The organism is Saccharopolyspora sp. NPDC045941 (assembly GCF_056431445.1).
Genome location: NZ_JBWKKU010000017.1, coordinates 37,171 through 50,658 on the forward strand (window position 1 = coordinate 37,171; position 13,488 = coordinate 50,658).

Annotated in this window: 11 protein-coding genes; 9 read left to right on the plus strand and 2 right to left on the minus strand. The window is 70.6% G+C overall.

What is annotated here, in order from left to right; all coding sequences use genetic code 11:
• The first annotated feature begins 359 nt into the window (after positions 1-359).
• The gene (locus AC07FN_RS15970) at positions 360-3,173 is read left to right on the plus strand and encodes an alpha/beta fold hydrolase (RefSeq protein WP_478396294.1); all 2,814 of its coding nucleotides are present in this window, start codon (positions 360-362) and stop codon (positions 3,171-3,173) included.
• Positions 3,170-4,099 carry an ABC transporter permease gene (locus AC07FN_RS15975; protein WP_478396295.1) on the plus strand — a complete coding sequence of 310 codons (930 nt, stop codon included), beginning with the start codon at positions 3,170-3,172 and terminating at the stop codon, positions 4,097-4,099. Before AC07FN_RS15970 ends, AC07FN_RS15975 begins: the two co-directional genes overlap by 4 nt.
• Positions 4,100-4,166: 67 nt before the next feature.
• On the opposite strand, the gene AC07FN_RS15980 is transcribed toward AC07FN_RS15975, so the two are convergent.
• Positions 4,167-5,207 carry a sigma-70 family RNA polymerase sigma factor gene (locus AC07FN_RS15980; RefSeq protein ID WP_478396296.1) on the minus strand — a complete coding sequence of 347 codons (1,041 nt, stop codon included), beginning with the start codon at positions 5,205-5,207 and terminating at the stop codon, positions 4,167-4,169.
• A gap of 76 nt (positions 5,208-5,283) precedes the next feature.
• Between AC07FN_RS15980 and AC07FN_RS15985 the strand changes: the two genes are divergently transcribed.
• The 6 genes from AC07FN_RS15985 to AC07FN_RS16010 all read left to right on the plus strand — a co-directional run bounded on the left by AC07FN_RS15985 (position 5,284) and on the right by AC07FN_RS16010 (position 10,175).
• Positions 5,284-5,874, plus strand: a complete 591-nt coding sequence (locus AC07FN_RS15985) for a DinB family protein (protein ID WP_478396297.1) — start codon at positions 5,284-5,286, stop codon at positions 5,872-5,874.
• A gap of 607 nt (positions 5,875-6,481) precedes the next feature.
• Positions 6,482-8,176, plus strand: a complete 1,695-nt coding sequence (locus AC07FN_RS15990) for a sensor histidine kinase (RefSeq protein ID WP_478396298.1) — start codon at positions 6,482-6,484, stop codon at positions 8,174-8,176.
• A gap of 44 nt (positions 8,177-8,220) precedes the next feature.
• Entirely contained in the window at positions 8,221-8,661 is a 441-nt protein-coding gene (locus AC07FN_RS15995) for a roadblock/LC7 domain-containing protein (RefSeq protein WP_478396299.1), read from the plus strand.
• Between the two features lie 2 nt (positions 8,662-8,663).
• Entirely contained in the window at positions 8,664-9,023 is a 360-nt protein-coding gene (locus AC07FN_RS16000; RefSeq protein ID WP_358572567.1) for a DUF742 domain-containing protein, read from the plus strand.
• Complete coding sequence (locus AC07FN_RS16005; protein WP_452618147.1) at positions 9,004-9,576, plus strand: GTP-binding protein; 573 nt, start codon at positions 9,004-9,006, stop codon at positions 9,574-9,576. Before AC07FN_RS16000 ends, AC07FN_RS16005 begins: the two co-directional genes overlap by 20 nt.
• 32 nt (positions 9,577-9,608) lie before the next feature.
• Positions 9,609-10,175: a GAF domain-containing protein gene (locus tag AC07FN_RS16010; protein WP_478396300.1), complete on the plus strand. Its 567-nt coding sequence runs from the start codon at positions 9,609-9,611 to the stop codon at positions 10,173-10,175.
• A gap of 58 nt (positions 10,176-10,233) precedes the next feature.
• Here the strand turns inward: AC07FN_RS16010 and AC07FN_RS16015 are convergent, their stop codons facing one another.
• Complete coding sequence (locus AC07FN_RS16015) at positions 10,234-11,793, minus strand: acyl-CoA dehydrogenase family protein (RefSeq protein ID WP_478396301.1); 1,560 nt, start codon at positions 11,791-11,793, stop codon at positions 10,234-10,236.
• Positions 11,794-12,435: 642 nt separating this feature from the next.
• On the opposite strand from AC07FN_RS16015, the gene AC07FN_RS16020 reads away from it, so the two are divergent.
• Positions 12,436-13,332, plus strand: a complete 897-nt coding sequence (locus tag AC07FN_RS16020; protein ID WP_478396302.1) for a LysR family transcriptional regulator — start codon at positions 12,436-12,438, stop codon at positions 13,330-13,332.
• The last annotated feature ends 156 nt before the right edge of the window (positions 13,333-13,488 follow it).

A 13,488-nucleotide genomic window follows, 5' to 3' on the forward strand; every position in this document is an offset into this window, starting at 1 on the left:
AGGAATACTCCCCTCCACTGCCAAGATTGTCACTTATGCGTGGGTCCGCACACCACCCCGGGGTCGCACAAGCAACGAACATCACGTCGCGAACCGTACGGGGGACCGCTCAGGGCAGCAACGGGAGCCATCGGGGCATCACACCGACGGCCGCCACGAGATCATTGCGTCTCACCCGATCATCGCTATGATCACCACCGCCCGGTCGTACCGGGACCGCACGCGGGGATGCGGAAGCGGCCTCGGCGGTCGGCACGACGACGTGTCCGGTTGCTGTTTGGTCTCTGGTTCATAGCGTCTTGCCTTCGCCCCCGTCTGGAACGAATCCGGTGCCGTCGTCTTCACCTACTGTCGAATGCGTGTCCGCCTCCCCCCGTCGCCGCAAGGGCCTCGCGCTGATAGCCCTTACCTGCGTTGCTCTCGTGGTGTTCGGTGCTTTCCTGTGGTCCGGTGACGAGAAACCGGCCGCCACGCCGGAAGCGCCCCGGGAAGCGCTGCTGGACGTGCTCGACGGCCCCGGCGCGAACGAGCGGGTGCAGATCGACGTCACGCTGTTCGCCCCGGCGGACACCCCGGCGCCGTCGATCCTGCTCGCGCACGGCTTCGGCGGCAGCAAGGACGACACCGCGGCGGAGGCGCAGGAGCTGGCGCAGCGCGGGTTCACCGTGCTCACCTATTCCTCCCGCGGTTTCGGCCGCAGCACCGGGAAGATCGCGCTGAACGACCCCGACTACGAGGTGACCGACGCCCGCCAGCTGCTGGACTGGCTGGCCCGCCAGCCGGAGGTGCTGCGCGACGGCGAGGGCGATCCGAAGGTCGGCGTCACCGGCGGCTCCTACGGCGGCGCGCTGAGCCTGCTGCTGGCCGGCACCGACCGGCGGGTCGACGCGATCGCGCCGGTGATGACCTACAACGACCTCGGCCAGGCATTGCTGCCCAATGCCGCCTCGCGGGACCAGATCGACGGCGGCACCCCGGCACGCGGCGCCGCGTCCGCCCAGGGCGTGTTCAAGCAGGCGTGGGCGGGGCTGCTGTTCTCGGCGGGGAGCTCGCCGGAGCACCGCGCCGAGGACCCGCCGCAGGCCCCGCCGACGTCCGACGGCGCCGCGGCCATGCCGACCGGGCAGCCGCTGACCTGCGGGAGCTTCACCGAGCAGGTGTGCGCTGCCTACACCGAGGTGGCGCAGACCGGCCGCGCCGGGCAGTCGACGCTGGACCTGCTCGACCGCGTCTCCCCCAAGACCGTCACCTCCCGCATCACGGTGCCGACGCTGCTGGTGCAGGGCGAACGGGACACCCTGTTCGGCCTCGACCAGGCCGACGCAAACGCCCGGCAGATCTCCGCCGCCGGGGGCAAGGTCAAGACCATCTGGTTCGCCGGCGGTCACGACGGCGCCTCGCCGGACGCGGCGCTGCGGGGACGCATCGCGGACTGGTTCGCCTTCCACCTCGGCGGGGTGCCGCCGGTGCCCGATCCCGGCACGGCCTTCGAGTACGACATCGCGGGACGGCCGCAGCGCAACGGCGAGATCCCGGTGCGCACCGTGTCGGCACCCGCCTACCCGGGCGTGCACGCCGAGCGCACACCGCGCTTCGCGCTGCAGCTGCACGGCGCGGTCACGCAGGTGGTCAACCCGCCGGGCGGCAGCCCGGCCGCGACCAGCTCGCTGCCCGGCGCCGGCGAGGTCCTCGACGCCGCGGGCAGCCTCGGCCGCTCGCTGGCGCGCGACCTGCCCGGCCAGGCGGCGGTGTTCCGCACCGATCCGCTGGACAGCCAGCTGCTGATCTCCGGCACGGCGCAGACCCGGATTTCGGTGGCGTCGGTGCCCGGGCAGCCCGCGACCGGGGACGCGGTGCTGTTCACCAAGCTCTACGACGTCGGCCCGGACCAGCAGCGCAGCCTGATCGGCAACGCCGTGTCGCCGCTGCACGTGACCGGCCTGCCGGCGGACGGCACGCCGGTCGAGGTGGACGTGGCGCTGCCGGGCGTCGTGCACCCGCTGGAGACCGGTCACCGGCTGGAACTGGCGGTGGCCACCACCGACCAGGCCTACGCGGTGCCGCGGGAACCGGCGGTGCACCGCATCGGCCTGGCCGGCGACGGCTCGGTGTCGATCCCGTCGGTGCGCGGCGAGACCACGACCGGCAACTCGGTGCCGGTGGCGCCGCTGGTCGGCATCGGCATCATCATCGCGGCGGCGCTGGCGGCGTGGGTGCTCTCGCTGATCCGGCGCAAGACCACCGATGACGTCGACCCGCTGCTGGCCGACACGCCGCTGCTGATCGCCGGGCTGACCAAGTCGTACCCGGAGAAGCCGGCCGCGGTCCAGGACCTGTCGATCCGCGTCGAGCGCGGTCAGATCGTCGGGCTGCTCGGCCCCAACGGGGCGGGCAAGACGACCACGCTGCGGATGCTGCTGGGGCTGCTCAAGCCGAGTTCCGGGCAGATCCGGGTGTTCGGCCACCGGGTGGCCGGCGGGGCTCCGGTGCTGTCCCGGGTGGGTTCGCTGGTCGAGACGCCGGGCTTCCTGCCGCACCTGTCCGGCCTGGACAACCTGCGGTACTACTGGGCGGCGACCGGGCGGCCGATGCTGCAGGCCCGCTTCGACGAGGTGCTGCAGATCGCCGGCCTCGGCACGGCGGCCCGCCGCCCCGTCCGCACCTACAGCCAGGGCATGAAGCAGCGGCTGGCGATCGCGCAGGCGATGCTGGGGCTGCCGGAGCTGCTGGTGCTCGACGAGCCGACCAACGGGCTGGACCCGCCGCAGATCCACCAGATGCGCGAGATCCTGCGCCGCTACGCGTCCACCGGCCGCACGGTGCTGGTGTCCAGCCACCTGCTCGCCGAGGTCGAGCAGACCTGCACGCACGTGGTGGTCATGCAGAACGGCCGGCTGGTGACGGCGGGCAGTGTGGGCGACATCGTGTCGGTCAACGGCGAGGCGACCTTCCGGGTCGACCAGCCGGAGCAGGCCGCCGAGGCGCTGTGCACCATCGAAGGGCTCGGCCCGGTGGAGACCGACGGCGACCTGGTGCACGCCGACCTCGCCGGGCACTCGACCGCGGTGGCGGTGAACGTGCTGGTCGCCTCCGGGATCGAGGTGCACCAGGTGGGGCCGCGGCGGCGGTTGGAGGACGCTTTCTTGCAGCTGGTCGGGGAGGATCACCGGTGACCGAGGACGCCGAAGGACCCAAGGTCGAGCAGCTGGACACGGCCGAGACCGCGGTGGTCCGGTCCGGCCGCCGCCAGCCGAACCAGGCCGACGGCAGCGTCGAGGGCTACCGCGCGAAGCAGACCCTGCCGGTGCGGGTGGAGCTGGCACGGCAGCTCCGGCGCCGCCGCACCCGGCTGGTGCTGGGCTTCCTCGCCGTGCTGCCGTTCCTGCTGCTGCTGGCCTTCGAACTCGGCGACGACGGCGGGCAGCGCGGCCGCACGCTGGCCGACATCGCCACCGCCAGCGGCCTGAACTTCGCGGTGTTCACGCTGTTCGCCTCGACCAACTTCCTGCTGGTCGTGGTGGTGGCGTTGTTCTTCGGCGACACCGTGGCCAGCGAGGCGTCCTGGTCGAGCCTGCGGTACCTGCTCGCCGCGCCCATCCCCCGCACCCGCCTGCTCCGGCAGAAGGCGGTCGTTTCGGCGCTGCTGTCGGGTTTCGGGCTGCTCCTGCTGTCGGCGGTCGCGCTCGGCGTGGGCCTGGTGTGGTACGGCGGCGGCGACCTGGTGAGCATCACCGGCGAGGCGGTGCCGTTCCCGACCGGGGTGGTCAGCCTCGCGGCGGCCACGGTCTACCTGGCGGTGCACCTGGCCTGGATCGCCGGGCTGGCCCTGTTCCTGAGCGTCAGCACGGACGCGCCGCTGGGCGCGGTCGGCGGCGCGGTGGTGGTGTCGATCCTGTCGGAGATCCTGGACCAGATCACGGCGCTGGGAGACCTGCGGAACTACCTGCCGACGCACTACTCGACGGCCTACTCGGACCTGCTGGGCCACGAGGTCGAGTGGACGGCGATGGCGCACGGGGCGTTCTCCGGCCTGGCCTACGCGGCGGTCTTCGCCGCCCTGGCGATCTGGCGCTTCAACCGCAAGGACATCACCAGCTGACGAAGGCTGTTCTCGGACTCGTTTTGCGTGGCGGTGCGGGTAGCGCCGGAAGTACTCACGATCCCCGTCAGGGCATGTCGGTGGGCAGGCCGAAGGGCGGGAAGTGGTCGCGGCCGATGAACGACGTGACCTCGGCGATGCGGTCGTCGCGCAGCGTCAGCACGTTCACCGACCAGGCCAGGTGGGCGCCCGCCTCGTCGTCCCAGAGGTAGCAGCCCACCGCGGGCTGGCCGTTGGCGCTGGTCCGGAGGTGCCGCCAGGCGCCGCAGACCAGCGGGACGTGCACGGCGAAGTCGGTGACGGCCTCGATGCCTCGGTACCAGTGCCGCATCGGCGGCATCGACCAGGTGACGTCCTCGGTCAGCAGCGCGACCAGGGCGTCGGCGTCGCCGTGCTCCAGCGCGGCGGCGAATCCGCCGACGATCTCGCGTAGGCGCGCGTCGTCGATCTCCCGCAGCGCCTGCTGCTGGGTGCGGGCCGGGACGCGCTCCGCGACGACCTTGCGGGCGCGTGCCAGGGCCGAGTTCACCGACGTGGTCGTGGTGTTCATGGTGGCGGCGATCTCGGCGGCGGAGAAGCCGAGCACCTCGAAGAGCAGCAGCGCCGCCCGCTGGTTGCCCGGCAGGTGTTGCAGCGCCGCGACGAAGGCGAGCTCGACGGCTTCGCGCTGTTCGTAGCGCGAAGCCGGGCCGGCCGGGCCGTCGCCGAGGCCCGCGTCCGGGTAGGGCCCCAGCCAGGCGACTTCGGTCACCGGAACATCGCCGGTCACGGCGCGGTCGCTGGCCGGGCCGAGATCGATGGGCAGCGCCCGCTTGCCGCGCGCTTCGATCGCGTCCAGGCAGGTGCGGGTGGCCACGGTGTAGAGCCATGAGCGCAGCGAGCTGCGGCCTTCGAAGCGTGCGAGGCCGCGCCACGCCCGCAGGAGCGCGTCCTGCAAGGCGTCGTCGGCGTCGTAGGTGGAGCCGAGCATGCGGTAGCAGTGCGCGTGCAGCTCGCGGCGCAGCGGCTTCACGAGCCGGGTGAACGCGGCATCATCACCGCCGCGCGCCCGCGCCAGGTCGTCCTCCGCCACCGGATCCGAAGTCCGCGCGGAAAAAACTTCGCTCACGGTCGACGATTCTGCCGCATCGCAGGAGTCCCTGTGTCGACCTGACATCGACCGCTTGCGCAGGAGACGATCCACAATGGCCGAGGCAGACCTGAAAACCGATCTCCACCGGTACCTGCGGGAGGCGCGCGCGGCGCTGCTGTGGAAGCTGGACGGGCTTCCCGAGCGCGACATCCGCCGACCGCTGACGCCGACCGGCACCAACCTGCTGGGGTTGGTCAAGCACCTGATCACCGTCGAGCTGCTGTACCTGAGCCACGTCTTCGGCGAGCCCTTCGACGAGCCGGTGGCCTGGTTCAGGCCGGACGCCGAGCCCAATGCGGACCTGTGGGCCACCGCCGACGAATCCCGGGACTACATCGTCGGGTTGTACCGGCGGGCGTGCGAGCACTCGGACGGCACGATCGCGGCGCTGCCGCTGGATTCGGCCGGCTACGTGGAGTGGTTCGCCGAGCCGGACCGGGAGACGACGCTGCACGGGATCCTGGTGCACATGATCGCGGAGACGAACCGGCACGCCGGGCACGCGGACGTCGTCCGGGAGCTGATCGACGGCGCCGTCGGCCTGCACGAGGGCATCCCGATGATGGCCCCCGGCGATCAGGAGTGGTGGGCGGACTACCGGACCCGGCTGGAGCGGATCGCGAGCGGCGCCGCGCAGAGCTGACCGGTTCGGCGGGCTCGGCCGTCGAACGCCCGAACCCGCCACCGCGTTCCGGCGTTCCATTTCGCCACCACTGGACCACATCGATCCACTGTGGACCCATGAATTGGAGACCCGGCTCGAACCGGATCGACTCCGCCGGGCGCTTCGGAAAAGATCAAGAACAATTGGCGACGGATCGGTTTCGCCGGCATCCGCCGCGCGAAGATGGGCCGAACGCCGGGTCATATATACCCGAATGGAGTATCGAAGCGTCGTCACTTGCGAGGACATCCGCCGCCGAGGCCCGCCCAGGCCAAGGATCTCTGCAGCTCAGCAGCCGATCGACCGGTGCCCGGACAACGCGCGGAGCCACTCCCAGCGGGCGCCGCGCCCAGGCGAGCGGAGTCGCGGATTCCACATGCGGACGGGAAGTTTCGCCACGTAGCGTCAGGTAATCCGCATTCTTCCAATAGGTCGACCCCCTGCCTATTCAGCTCCCTTTAGTGTCGCTAGGATCACCCTCGGTGATAAAGTTGATCAACTAGTGAGCACCAGTAGTCCCAGCGGTGACGCCCCGACCTCAGGCACTCGTGCCCGTCGCCGAACATTCCCCGTACCAAGGACGCTGATGTCAGAGTTCCCCCCATCGGCCGCGGGATCCGAGCACTCGCCCGGATCGCGGCGCAGCACGGACGACGACCTGCGGAGTCGATTGTCGCGGCTGGTCATGGTGCACTTGGCCGCCATGGCCGTGTTGGGGATCGCCGCCGCTGCCGTGCTCGCCACCAATCCTTCCGACGTGCTCCGCTACACGGTGCTCGGCGGCGGCCTGGTCGGCTGCGCGGCCATCGCGCTCATCGCCTTCAACCGGGTCAACGCCACGGCGGCCGCCGTCGAGAGGCAGATCGCCGAATCCTCCCAGCGCTCCGAGAAGTGGGTCGAGGAGTCCGCGCAGCACACGCAGCGGTGGATCGAATCCCTGCGCGCCACCGTCGAACAGGGCAAGAACGAGTTCCCCCGGCTCGTGGAGCAGGTGCGCGCGGGCGAGCCGCCCGCGCCGCGGTGGCCCGCCGACGACCCCGCCCCGGGCAGCCATCCCTTCGCGCTGCTCTCCCACGAGATCCGGCAGGCGCAGGCCGCCGCCGAGTTCGCCGTGGCCCGCCTGCAGCAGGCCCCCGGCCCCACCGGCACCGCCGAGCCCAGCGTCGCGGTGTTCGCCAACATCGCGCGGCGGGTGCAGTCCCTCGCGCACCGGGCGATCCAGCGGCTCGACGAGCTGGAGCAGATGGTGGAGGACCCGGATCTGCTCAAGGGCCTGTTCGCCGTCGACCACCTCGTGACCGGCATGCGCCGGCAGGCGGAAAGCCTCGCCGTGCTCGGCGGTTCGATGCCGCGGCGGCAGTGGAGCCGGCCGGTCCCCATGTACACCGTGCTGCGCTCCGCGGTCGCCGAGGTCGAGCACTACGCCCGTGTCAAGGTGCTGCCGCCGGTCGAAGGCACGGTCCACGGCCACGCCGTCGCCGACGTGATCCACCTGATCGCCGAACTCGTCGAGAACGCCACCGCCTGCTCGGAACCCGACACCCAGGTGACGGTCAGCACCCAGCGGGTCACCGCCGGGCTGGCCATCGACATCCGGGACCGCGGGCTGGGCATCAGCCCGGCCGACCGGACCAAGCTGAACGCGCTGCTCGCCGATCCCAGCCGCGTCGACCGCGACGAGCAGCTCAAGGACGGGCGGATCGGCCTCTACGTGGTCGCGCAGCTGGGCCAGCGGCACCACGTCGCCGTCGAGCTCGAGACCAACATGTACGGCGGAACCGACGCCCACGTCGTGGTTCCCCTCAGCCTGCTGGGCGACGCCGAAGAGCCGCAGCAGGCGCCCGCGGTCGTCGACAGCGTCGCCGCTCCCGAGCCGCAGCCGGTCACCGCCCCGGCTCCCGCGCTGCCCGCCATACCGGCCGCCGAGCGCAGCGGCGCGCACCGGGCCCCCATCGAGTGGGAACCGGTCCGGCAGTTCGACGCCGTGGTGCCCGCCGCGTCGAACGGGACCGGCACCACGCAGTGGTACGGGCGGCACACGGGAATCGTGCCCGACGCCGTCGCCGAAGACGCGATCACCACCCCGCCGGGCAACCCCGAGCGCCCGCCGCTGCCCAAGCGCGACCGCACCAAGTCGTACGTGGCGCCCCAGCTCGCCGGCGGTCCCAAGCCCGCCGAGGCTCCGCGCGGTGGCCCGAATCCCGGCCTGTGGGCCGCATACCGACACGGCGTCGAAGGCGGCGCCCGCGACAACGACGGTCCGGGTGACCACGGCGCCTGACCTCGCCTCGTCCGCACCGCATTGAATTCAAGGAGACGTTACCCATGGCCAATGACCTGCCCGCTGGCCAGGCGTCGGACCTCGGTTGGCTGCTCGCCGACCTGCTCCGCCGGGTCCCGCACACCCGCTGCGCGCTGCTGGCTTCCACGGATGGGCTCAAGCGGCACTACCACGGCCTCGACGCCGACGAGGCCGACGCCCTCGCGGCCTGGGCCGCCGCGCAGTGCTCCCTCGCCCGCAACGGCGGGGCCCGCTTCGGCGCGGGCGACGGGGTCCGCCAGGTCGTGGTGGAGTTCGACGACCTGCTGTTCTTCGTCTCCGCCGCCGGCGTCGGCGCGGTCCTCGTCGTGATCGCCTACCCGGACGCCGACGCCAGCGTGCTCGGCTACGAGATCGCCCAGCTCGTCAAGCGCGTCCCGGCGCACCTGACCACGGCCATGCGCCAGCCCACCGCCGCCGCGCGCGCGGGCGAGGTGGGCGGCTGATCATGTCGGTTCCGCCGGACAAGCCCTGGCTCGACAGCGAAGCGGGGCCGCTGCTGCGCCCGTACTCGCTCACCAACGGCCGGACCAAGCCGACCGCCACCCTGACGCTGCAGTCGATGGTCCGGTCCACCGGCAGGATGGCGCCCGAACGCATCGAGCCCGTGCACGCCAAGATGCTGGAGCTGTGCCGGTTCGCCACGTCGGTCGCCGAGGTCTCGGCGCACCTGCACCAGCCCGCCGTGGTCACCAAGGTCCTGCTCTCGGACCTCATCGACTGGGGTGCCGTCACCACCCGCCTGCCCGACGACCTGCCCGACCGAGGACAACTGGAGGCGTTGCTCCATGGTCTCCAACAACTCTGACCTCTTCCCGACCGCGTTCAAGTTCCTCATCGCGGGCGGGTTCGGCGTCGGGAAGACCACCTTCGTCCGGTCGGTCAGCGAAATCGAACCGCTGACCACCGAGGAAACGCTGACCGTCGCCAGCATCGGCACCGATGACCTGGCCGGGGTCGGCGACAAGAGCACCACCACCGTCGCCATGGACTTCGGGCGCATCACGTTCGCGCCGCAGAACATCGTGCTGTTCCTGTTCGGCACCCCGGGGCAGGAACGGTTCTGGTTCATGTGGGACGACCTGGTGCACGGCGCGCTGGGCGCCGTCGTGCTCGCCGACACCCGGCGGCTGCAGGACTGCTTCGCCGCGGTCGAGTTCTTCGAACAGCGCGGCGTCGACTTCGTCGTCGCGGTCAACCAGTTCCCCGACGGCTTCCGCTACGAACCCGATGAGGTCCGGGAAGCGCTGGACATCAAGCCCCACGTGCCGATCGTCCTGTGCGATGCCCGGGACCGGCGCTCCGCTGGGGCGGTCCTCGCGCGCCTCACCGAGCACGTCCTCACCAACCGTCCTCTGTAGCCGATACCCGCACTGCGGAAACGGAGCCCCTCTTGACCACCTTCGACGCGACCGGACACCGCCACTTCACGCCCGTGGACAACGACGCGCCCCAGCGCGCGGCGCGCCTTCGGCAACTCGGGCTCGGTGAGCGAGCAGAGCCGGCGTTCGACGCGTTCGCCCAGCACGTCGCGAAAATGCTCGGCGTCCCCAACGCCATGGTCAACTTCATCACCGACAGGCACCAGTACCTGGGCGGTTTCTACTCGGCGGTGATGCCCCCGGAGCCCGCCGGAGTCCCCGCGGATTTCGATCCCCGCAAGGGTCCGATGGACACCGGCTACTGCCCGCACGTCATCGCCCGCGGCATCGCGCTGGTGCTGGAAGACGTCTGCGACTACCCGAGGTTCGCCGGCAACGACATCGTGGACCGGATGAACGTCCGCTCCTACCTGGGCGCACCGCTGATCGACCGCACCGGCACCGCGCTCGGGACGGTCTGCGTCATCGACACCGAACCGCGCCCGTGGGGGCGCGAGGGCCTGCAGGCCATCAAGACGCTCGCCGGCGAAGGGGTGGAGCTGATCCACCAGCACGAGCGGGAGAGGCTGGGGCGGTGAGCCCGCGGCGGCGCTGAAACCGCGGTGAGCGGGCCCGCTGCGGGCCCGCTCTGGGTCCTCAGCCCCGCCGCAGCAGCGCGTCGAGGGCGTGCTCCTCGCCCGGGCGGCGCTGTTCGACATCGCCGATCTTGCCTCCGTATGCCTCGATGTGCCTGGCAATGGCGTTCACCGTGGGCAGTTCGTCGAACGGCAGATCGTTCTCGATGGCGCGCAACCGCTCGCGCAGGCGCTGCTCGCACCAGGAAGCGGTGTACGAGTGCATGTCGGATCGATGCCGGACCTCGCTGGTCAGCGCCGCCAGGATCGCCCAGCACGACAACTCGCCCACGGCGCTCGCGAGCATGTGCCGTTGCGGGGCGATGGCAGTGGCCCTGGTGGTCAGCTTGGCGACTGCGGCGGCGAGTTCCTGCACCTGCGGCGCCGCGTCGAACTCGTCGAGGAGGGCGACGAGTTCCTGCGGCTCGGCGAGGAACGCGGTGCCCAGGTAGACCGTGAGGGTGTCGGTCGAGCCTTCGAAGATCCGGAACAGCCGGTAGTCGCGGAAGAACTGGCCGACGATGTTGGTGTCGAGGTAGCCGCGCGCGCCGAGCAGCTGCACGCACCGGTCCACGACGTGCCACATGAGTTCGGCCCCGAGGACCTTCGCGGTGAAGTACAGCGGTTCCGGTACGCGTTCGTCGCCGTCGAGCCGCGCGGCGATGTTGTCCACGAGCGTTTCGACGGCCTGCGTCGCAGCCGTGCATTCGGCGAGGATCTGCTGGATCCGGCCGTTCTCCGCCAGGTTCCCGGTGGCGACCTCGCGCCGGCACGCGAATCGGTGCGCGAGCTCCAGTGAACGCATCATCGCTCCCACAGACCCGGCGGCGATGGTCAGCCGGCCGAACGCGAACGCGGTCTTCGCCACGCGTAGCCCCTGGCCTTCGGAACCCAGCATGGCTTCGGCGGGCACGCGCAATTCGTTGAAGGTCAGGCTGTTCTGCGGCACGGCCTTCATCCCGAGGGTGAAGACCTCCGGCCCGTGCTGGAACCCGGGGTTCGCGGAATCGACCAGGAAGCCGGTGATCCCCGCGTCCTGGCCGCGTTCATCGGTCAGCCGCGCGAACACGTTGATGTACTTGGCATCGGCGCCCAGGCTGATCCACTGCTTTTCCCCGTTGAGCACATAGGACCCGTCCGGCTGCCTGGCCGCGCGGGTGGCGATGGCGTGCACGTACGACCCCTGCCCGGGTTCGCTGATCGCGCTCGTGATCAGCTGCCTACCCTGCGCCAGTTCGGGCAGGACGGCTCGCTTCACCGCCTCCGGGGCGAAGTTCTGCACGGGTGGGACGCCCAGGGTGTTGTGCACCCCGACCAGGACGAACACGTTCGCGTCGATCGCGCCGAGCTGCGTCATCACCCGGGCCATGTCCGAATGCGAGAGCCCGAGCCCCTGGTACTCCCGGGGGATTCGCAGGCCGAACAGGCCGGCCGCGCCCAAGTCCGGCACCAGTGACAGCGGTACCGAACGGCGCTCGTCCATCCTCCGCGAGTCCAGCCGTTCCCTGCTGTACTCGCGCAGGAAGTCCAGCAACCCCGATACGACGTCCGGGTGCGGCGCGCCTCTACCGGTCGAGTCCATAGATCCCTCCTATGAGGACCGCTCAGCGGTGATCGTTGCGACGCCATGACGGAGTTCCGGCCGGTTCCGGGGTGGGGGCGTGCCGGGTGCGGGTCGTCAGGGCGCGAAAAATCCCCTGCAGGACGAGATTCCACGCAGGTGAGTTGCGAAGTGTCCTACGGCGTAAAGGCGACTCCACGGCCGTTGGCCGCTCGGCCTGCGAAGGTCGGCTGCCGGTCGACGCGGGGCCGGTCGACGAGCGGGGAGACCGGGGTCGGCCCGCCGCGCGCACCGACCGCCGGCAGCGGCGCCGGTCGGGACGGTGGAGAAGCGTGCCTGCACCTACGGGGAGCGAGAACGCGAAGCGGCAGGACGACGTCCATGCACATCTCCGATCCGACTTGGCTCACTGCACCTGTTCAACTACGAACAGTGAGATTAAACTAGCTCGCCCTACTTCTTACGGGTACCACCTTTAAGGTGACCAAACCGGCATCCTGCCCGAACTTTGTTACATAGAGCGATATTCCCTTTTCCTCGCGGGATTGCGACATCGCCTCGACCGGCCTGGATGATCATCAACGAGACGATCATCACTCTTCTCCCCTGCCGCATCCGGCGGACGCGTTCGCGCGCCCGAGCAGCGGGGTAACCTACTGCTTGATGGAGATGTTCCACCTGCGCTACTTCGTGGCGGTCGCGGAGAACCTGTCCTTCTCCAAGGCCGCCCGGCAGCTGCACATGGCGACCTCGCCGCTGAGCCAGCGGGTGCGGGACCTCGAACGCGACCTCGGCTCCGTGCTGTTCGAGCGGGACTCGCACCACGTGCAGCTGACCGACGCCGGTGCGGCACTGCTGCCGATCGCCAAGGACGTGCTCGGCCGCTTCGACGACATCCCGTGGCGGCTGCGCGAGGCGATCAGCCCGCAGCGCGCCGTCGTCTACATCGGCATCCCGCCCGGCCTGCACTCGTCGATGCGGCAGCGGCTCAGGGCGTTCGAGGACCGGTGCGCCGCCGAATGCGACGTCAAGCGCTGGCCGAGCGGCAGCGACGACCTGCTCGCCGGGGTGCAGCGCGGCGAGCTCGCGGTGGCGCTGGTGCACCTGCCGGTGCACGCCGAGGGCATCGAGGTGTTCGAGCTGATGCGCGAGCCGCTCGGGGCGGTGCTGCCGGCGGCGGAGTTCGGCTCCCGCAGCTCGGTCTCGCTCGCCGAGCTGGTCGACTACACCTACGTCAGCCCGGCGCCGCGGATGCTGCCGACCTACTACGGGGAACTGCTGGCGCGGTTGGAGGCGGCGGGAATCCACCGGCGGATCACGCTCGACACCGGCGATTACGGCAGCACGAGCGAATTGGTGGCGAACGGATCGGCATTCTCCATTTCGATGCTGGATCCGGAAAGCGGGATGCACAAGCACCGCAGCGAGAACACGGTCGTGCTGCCGTTCGAGGATTTCGATCCGAGCCTGGCGACGGGCATGATCTGGCGTCGCGACCGCGCCGAAAGCCAGCCCGATCTCCGCCGGCTGATCGACGAGGCCAAGCTCGCCCTCCGCTGATCATCCGCCGGGTGCGCAATTTCGCGAGGAATTGACCATCGCCCGGATGGACATCGAATTAATTGCGCCCCTCCCGCGCGGGGCGACCACTCGATTTGGCGTGACCGCTGCGGTCATGCCATTGTTCGCGCATCGGTGCCGCTGATCAATTGAAGC

Excerpts from the sequence above, each read along its gene's own strand:
- AC07FN_RS15985 (WP_478396297.1), top strand. The coding sequence starts at position 5,284 with ATGGCCGAGGCAGACCTGAAAACCGATCTCCACCGGTACCTGCGGGAG.
- AC07FN_RS15990 (WP_478396298.1), top strand. The coding sequence starts at position 6,482 with ATGTCAGAGTTCCCCCCATCGGCCGCGGGATCCGAGCACTCGCCCGGA.
- AC07FN_RS15995 (WP_478396299.1), top strand. The coding sequence starts at position 8,221 with ATGGCCAATGACCTGCCCGCTGGCCAGGCGTCGGACCTCGGTTGGCTG.
- AC07FN_RS16000 (WP_358572567.1), top strand. The coding sequence starts at position 8,664 with ATGTCGGTTCCGCCGGACAAGCCCTGGCTCGACAGCGAAGCGGGGCCG.
- AC07FN_RS16005 (WP_452618147.1), top strand. The coding sequence starts at position 9,004 with ATGGTCTCCAACAACTCTGACCTCTTCCCGACCGCGTTCAAGTTCCTC.
- AC07FN_RS16015 (WP_478396301.1), bottom strand. The coding sequence starts at position 11,793 with ATGGACTCGACCGGTAGAGGCGCGCCGCACCCGGACGTCGTATCGGGG.
- AC07FN_RS16020 (WP_478396302.1), top strand. The coding sequence starts at position 12,436 with ATGGAGATGTTCCACCTGCGCTACTTCGTGGCGGTCGCGGAGAACCTG.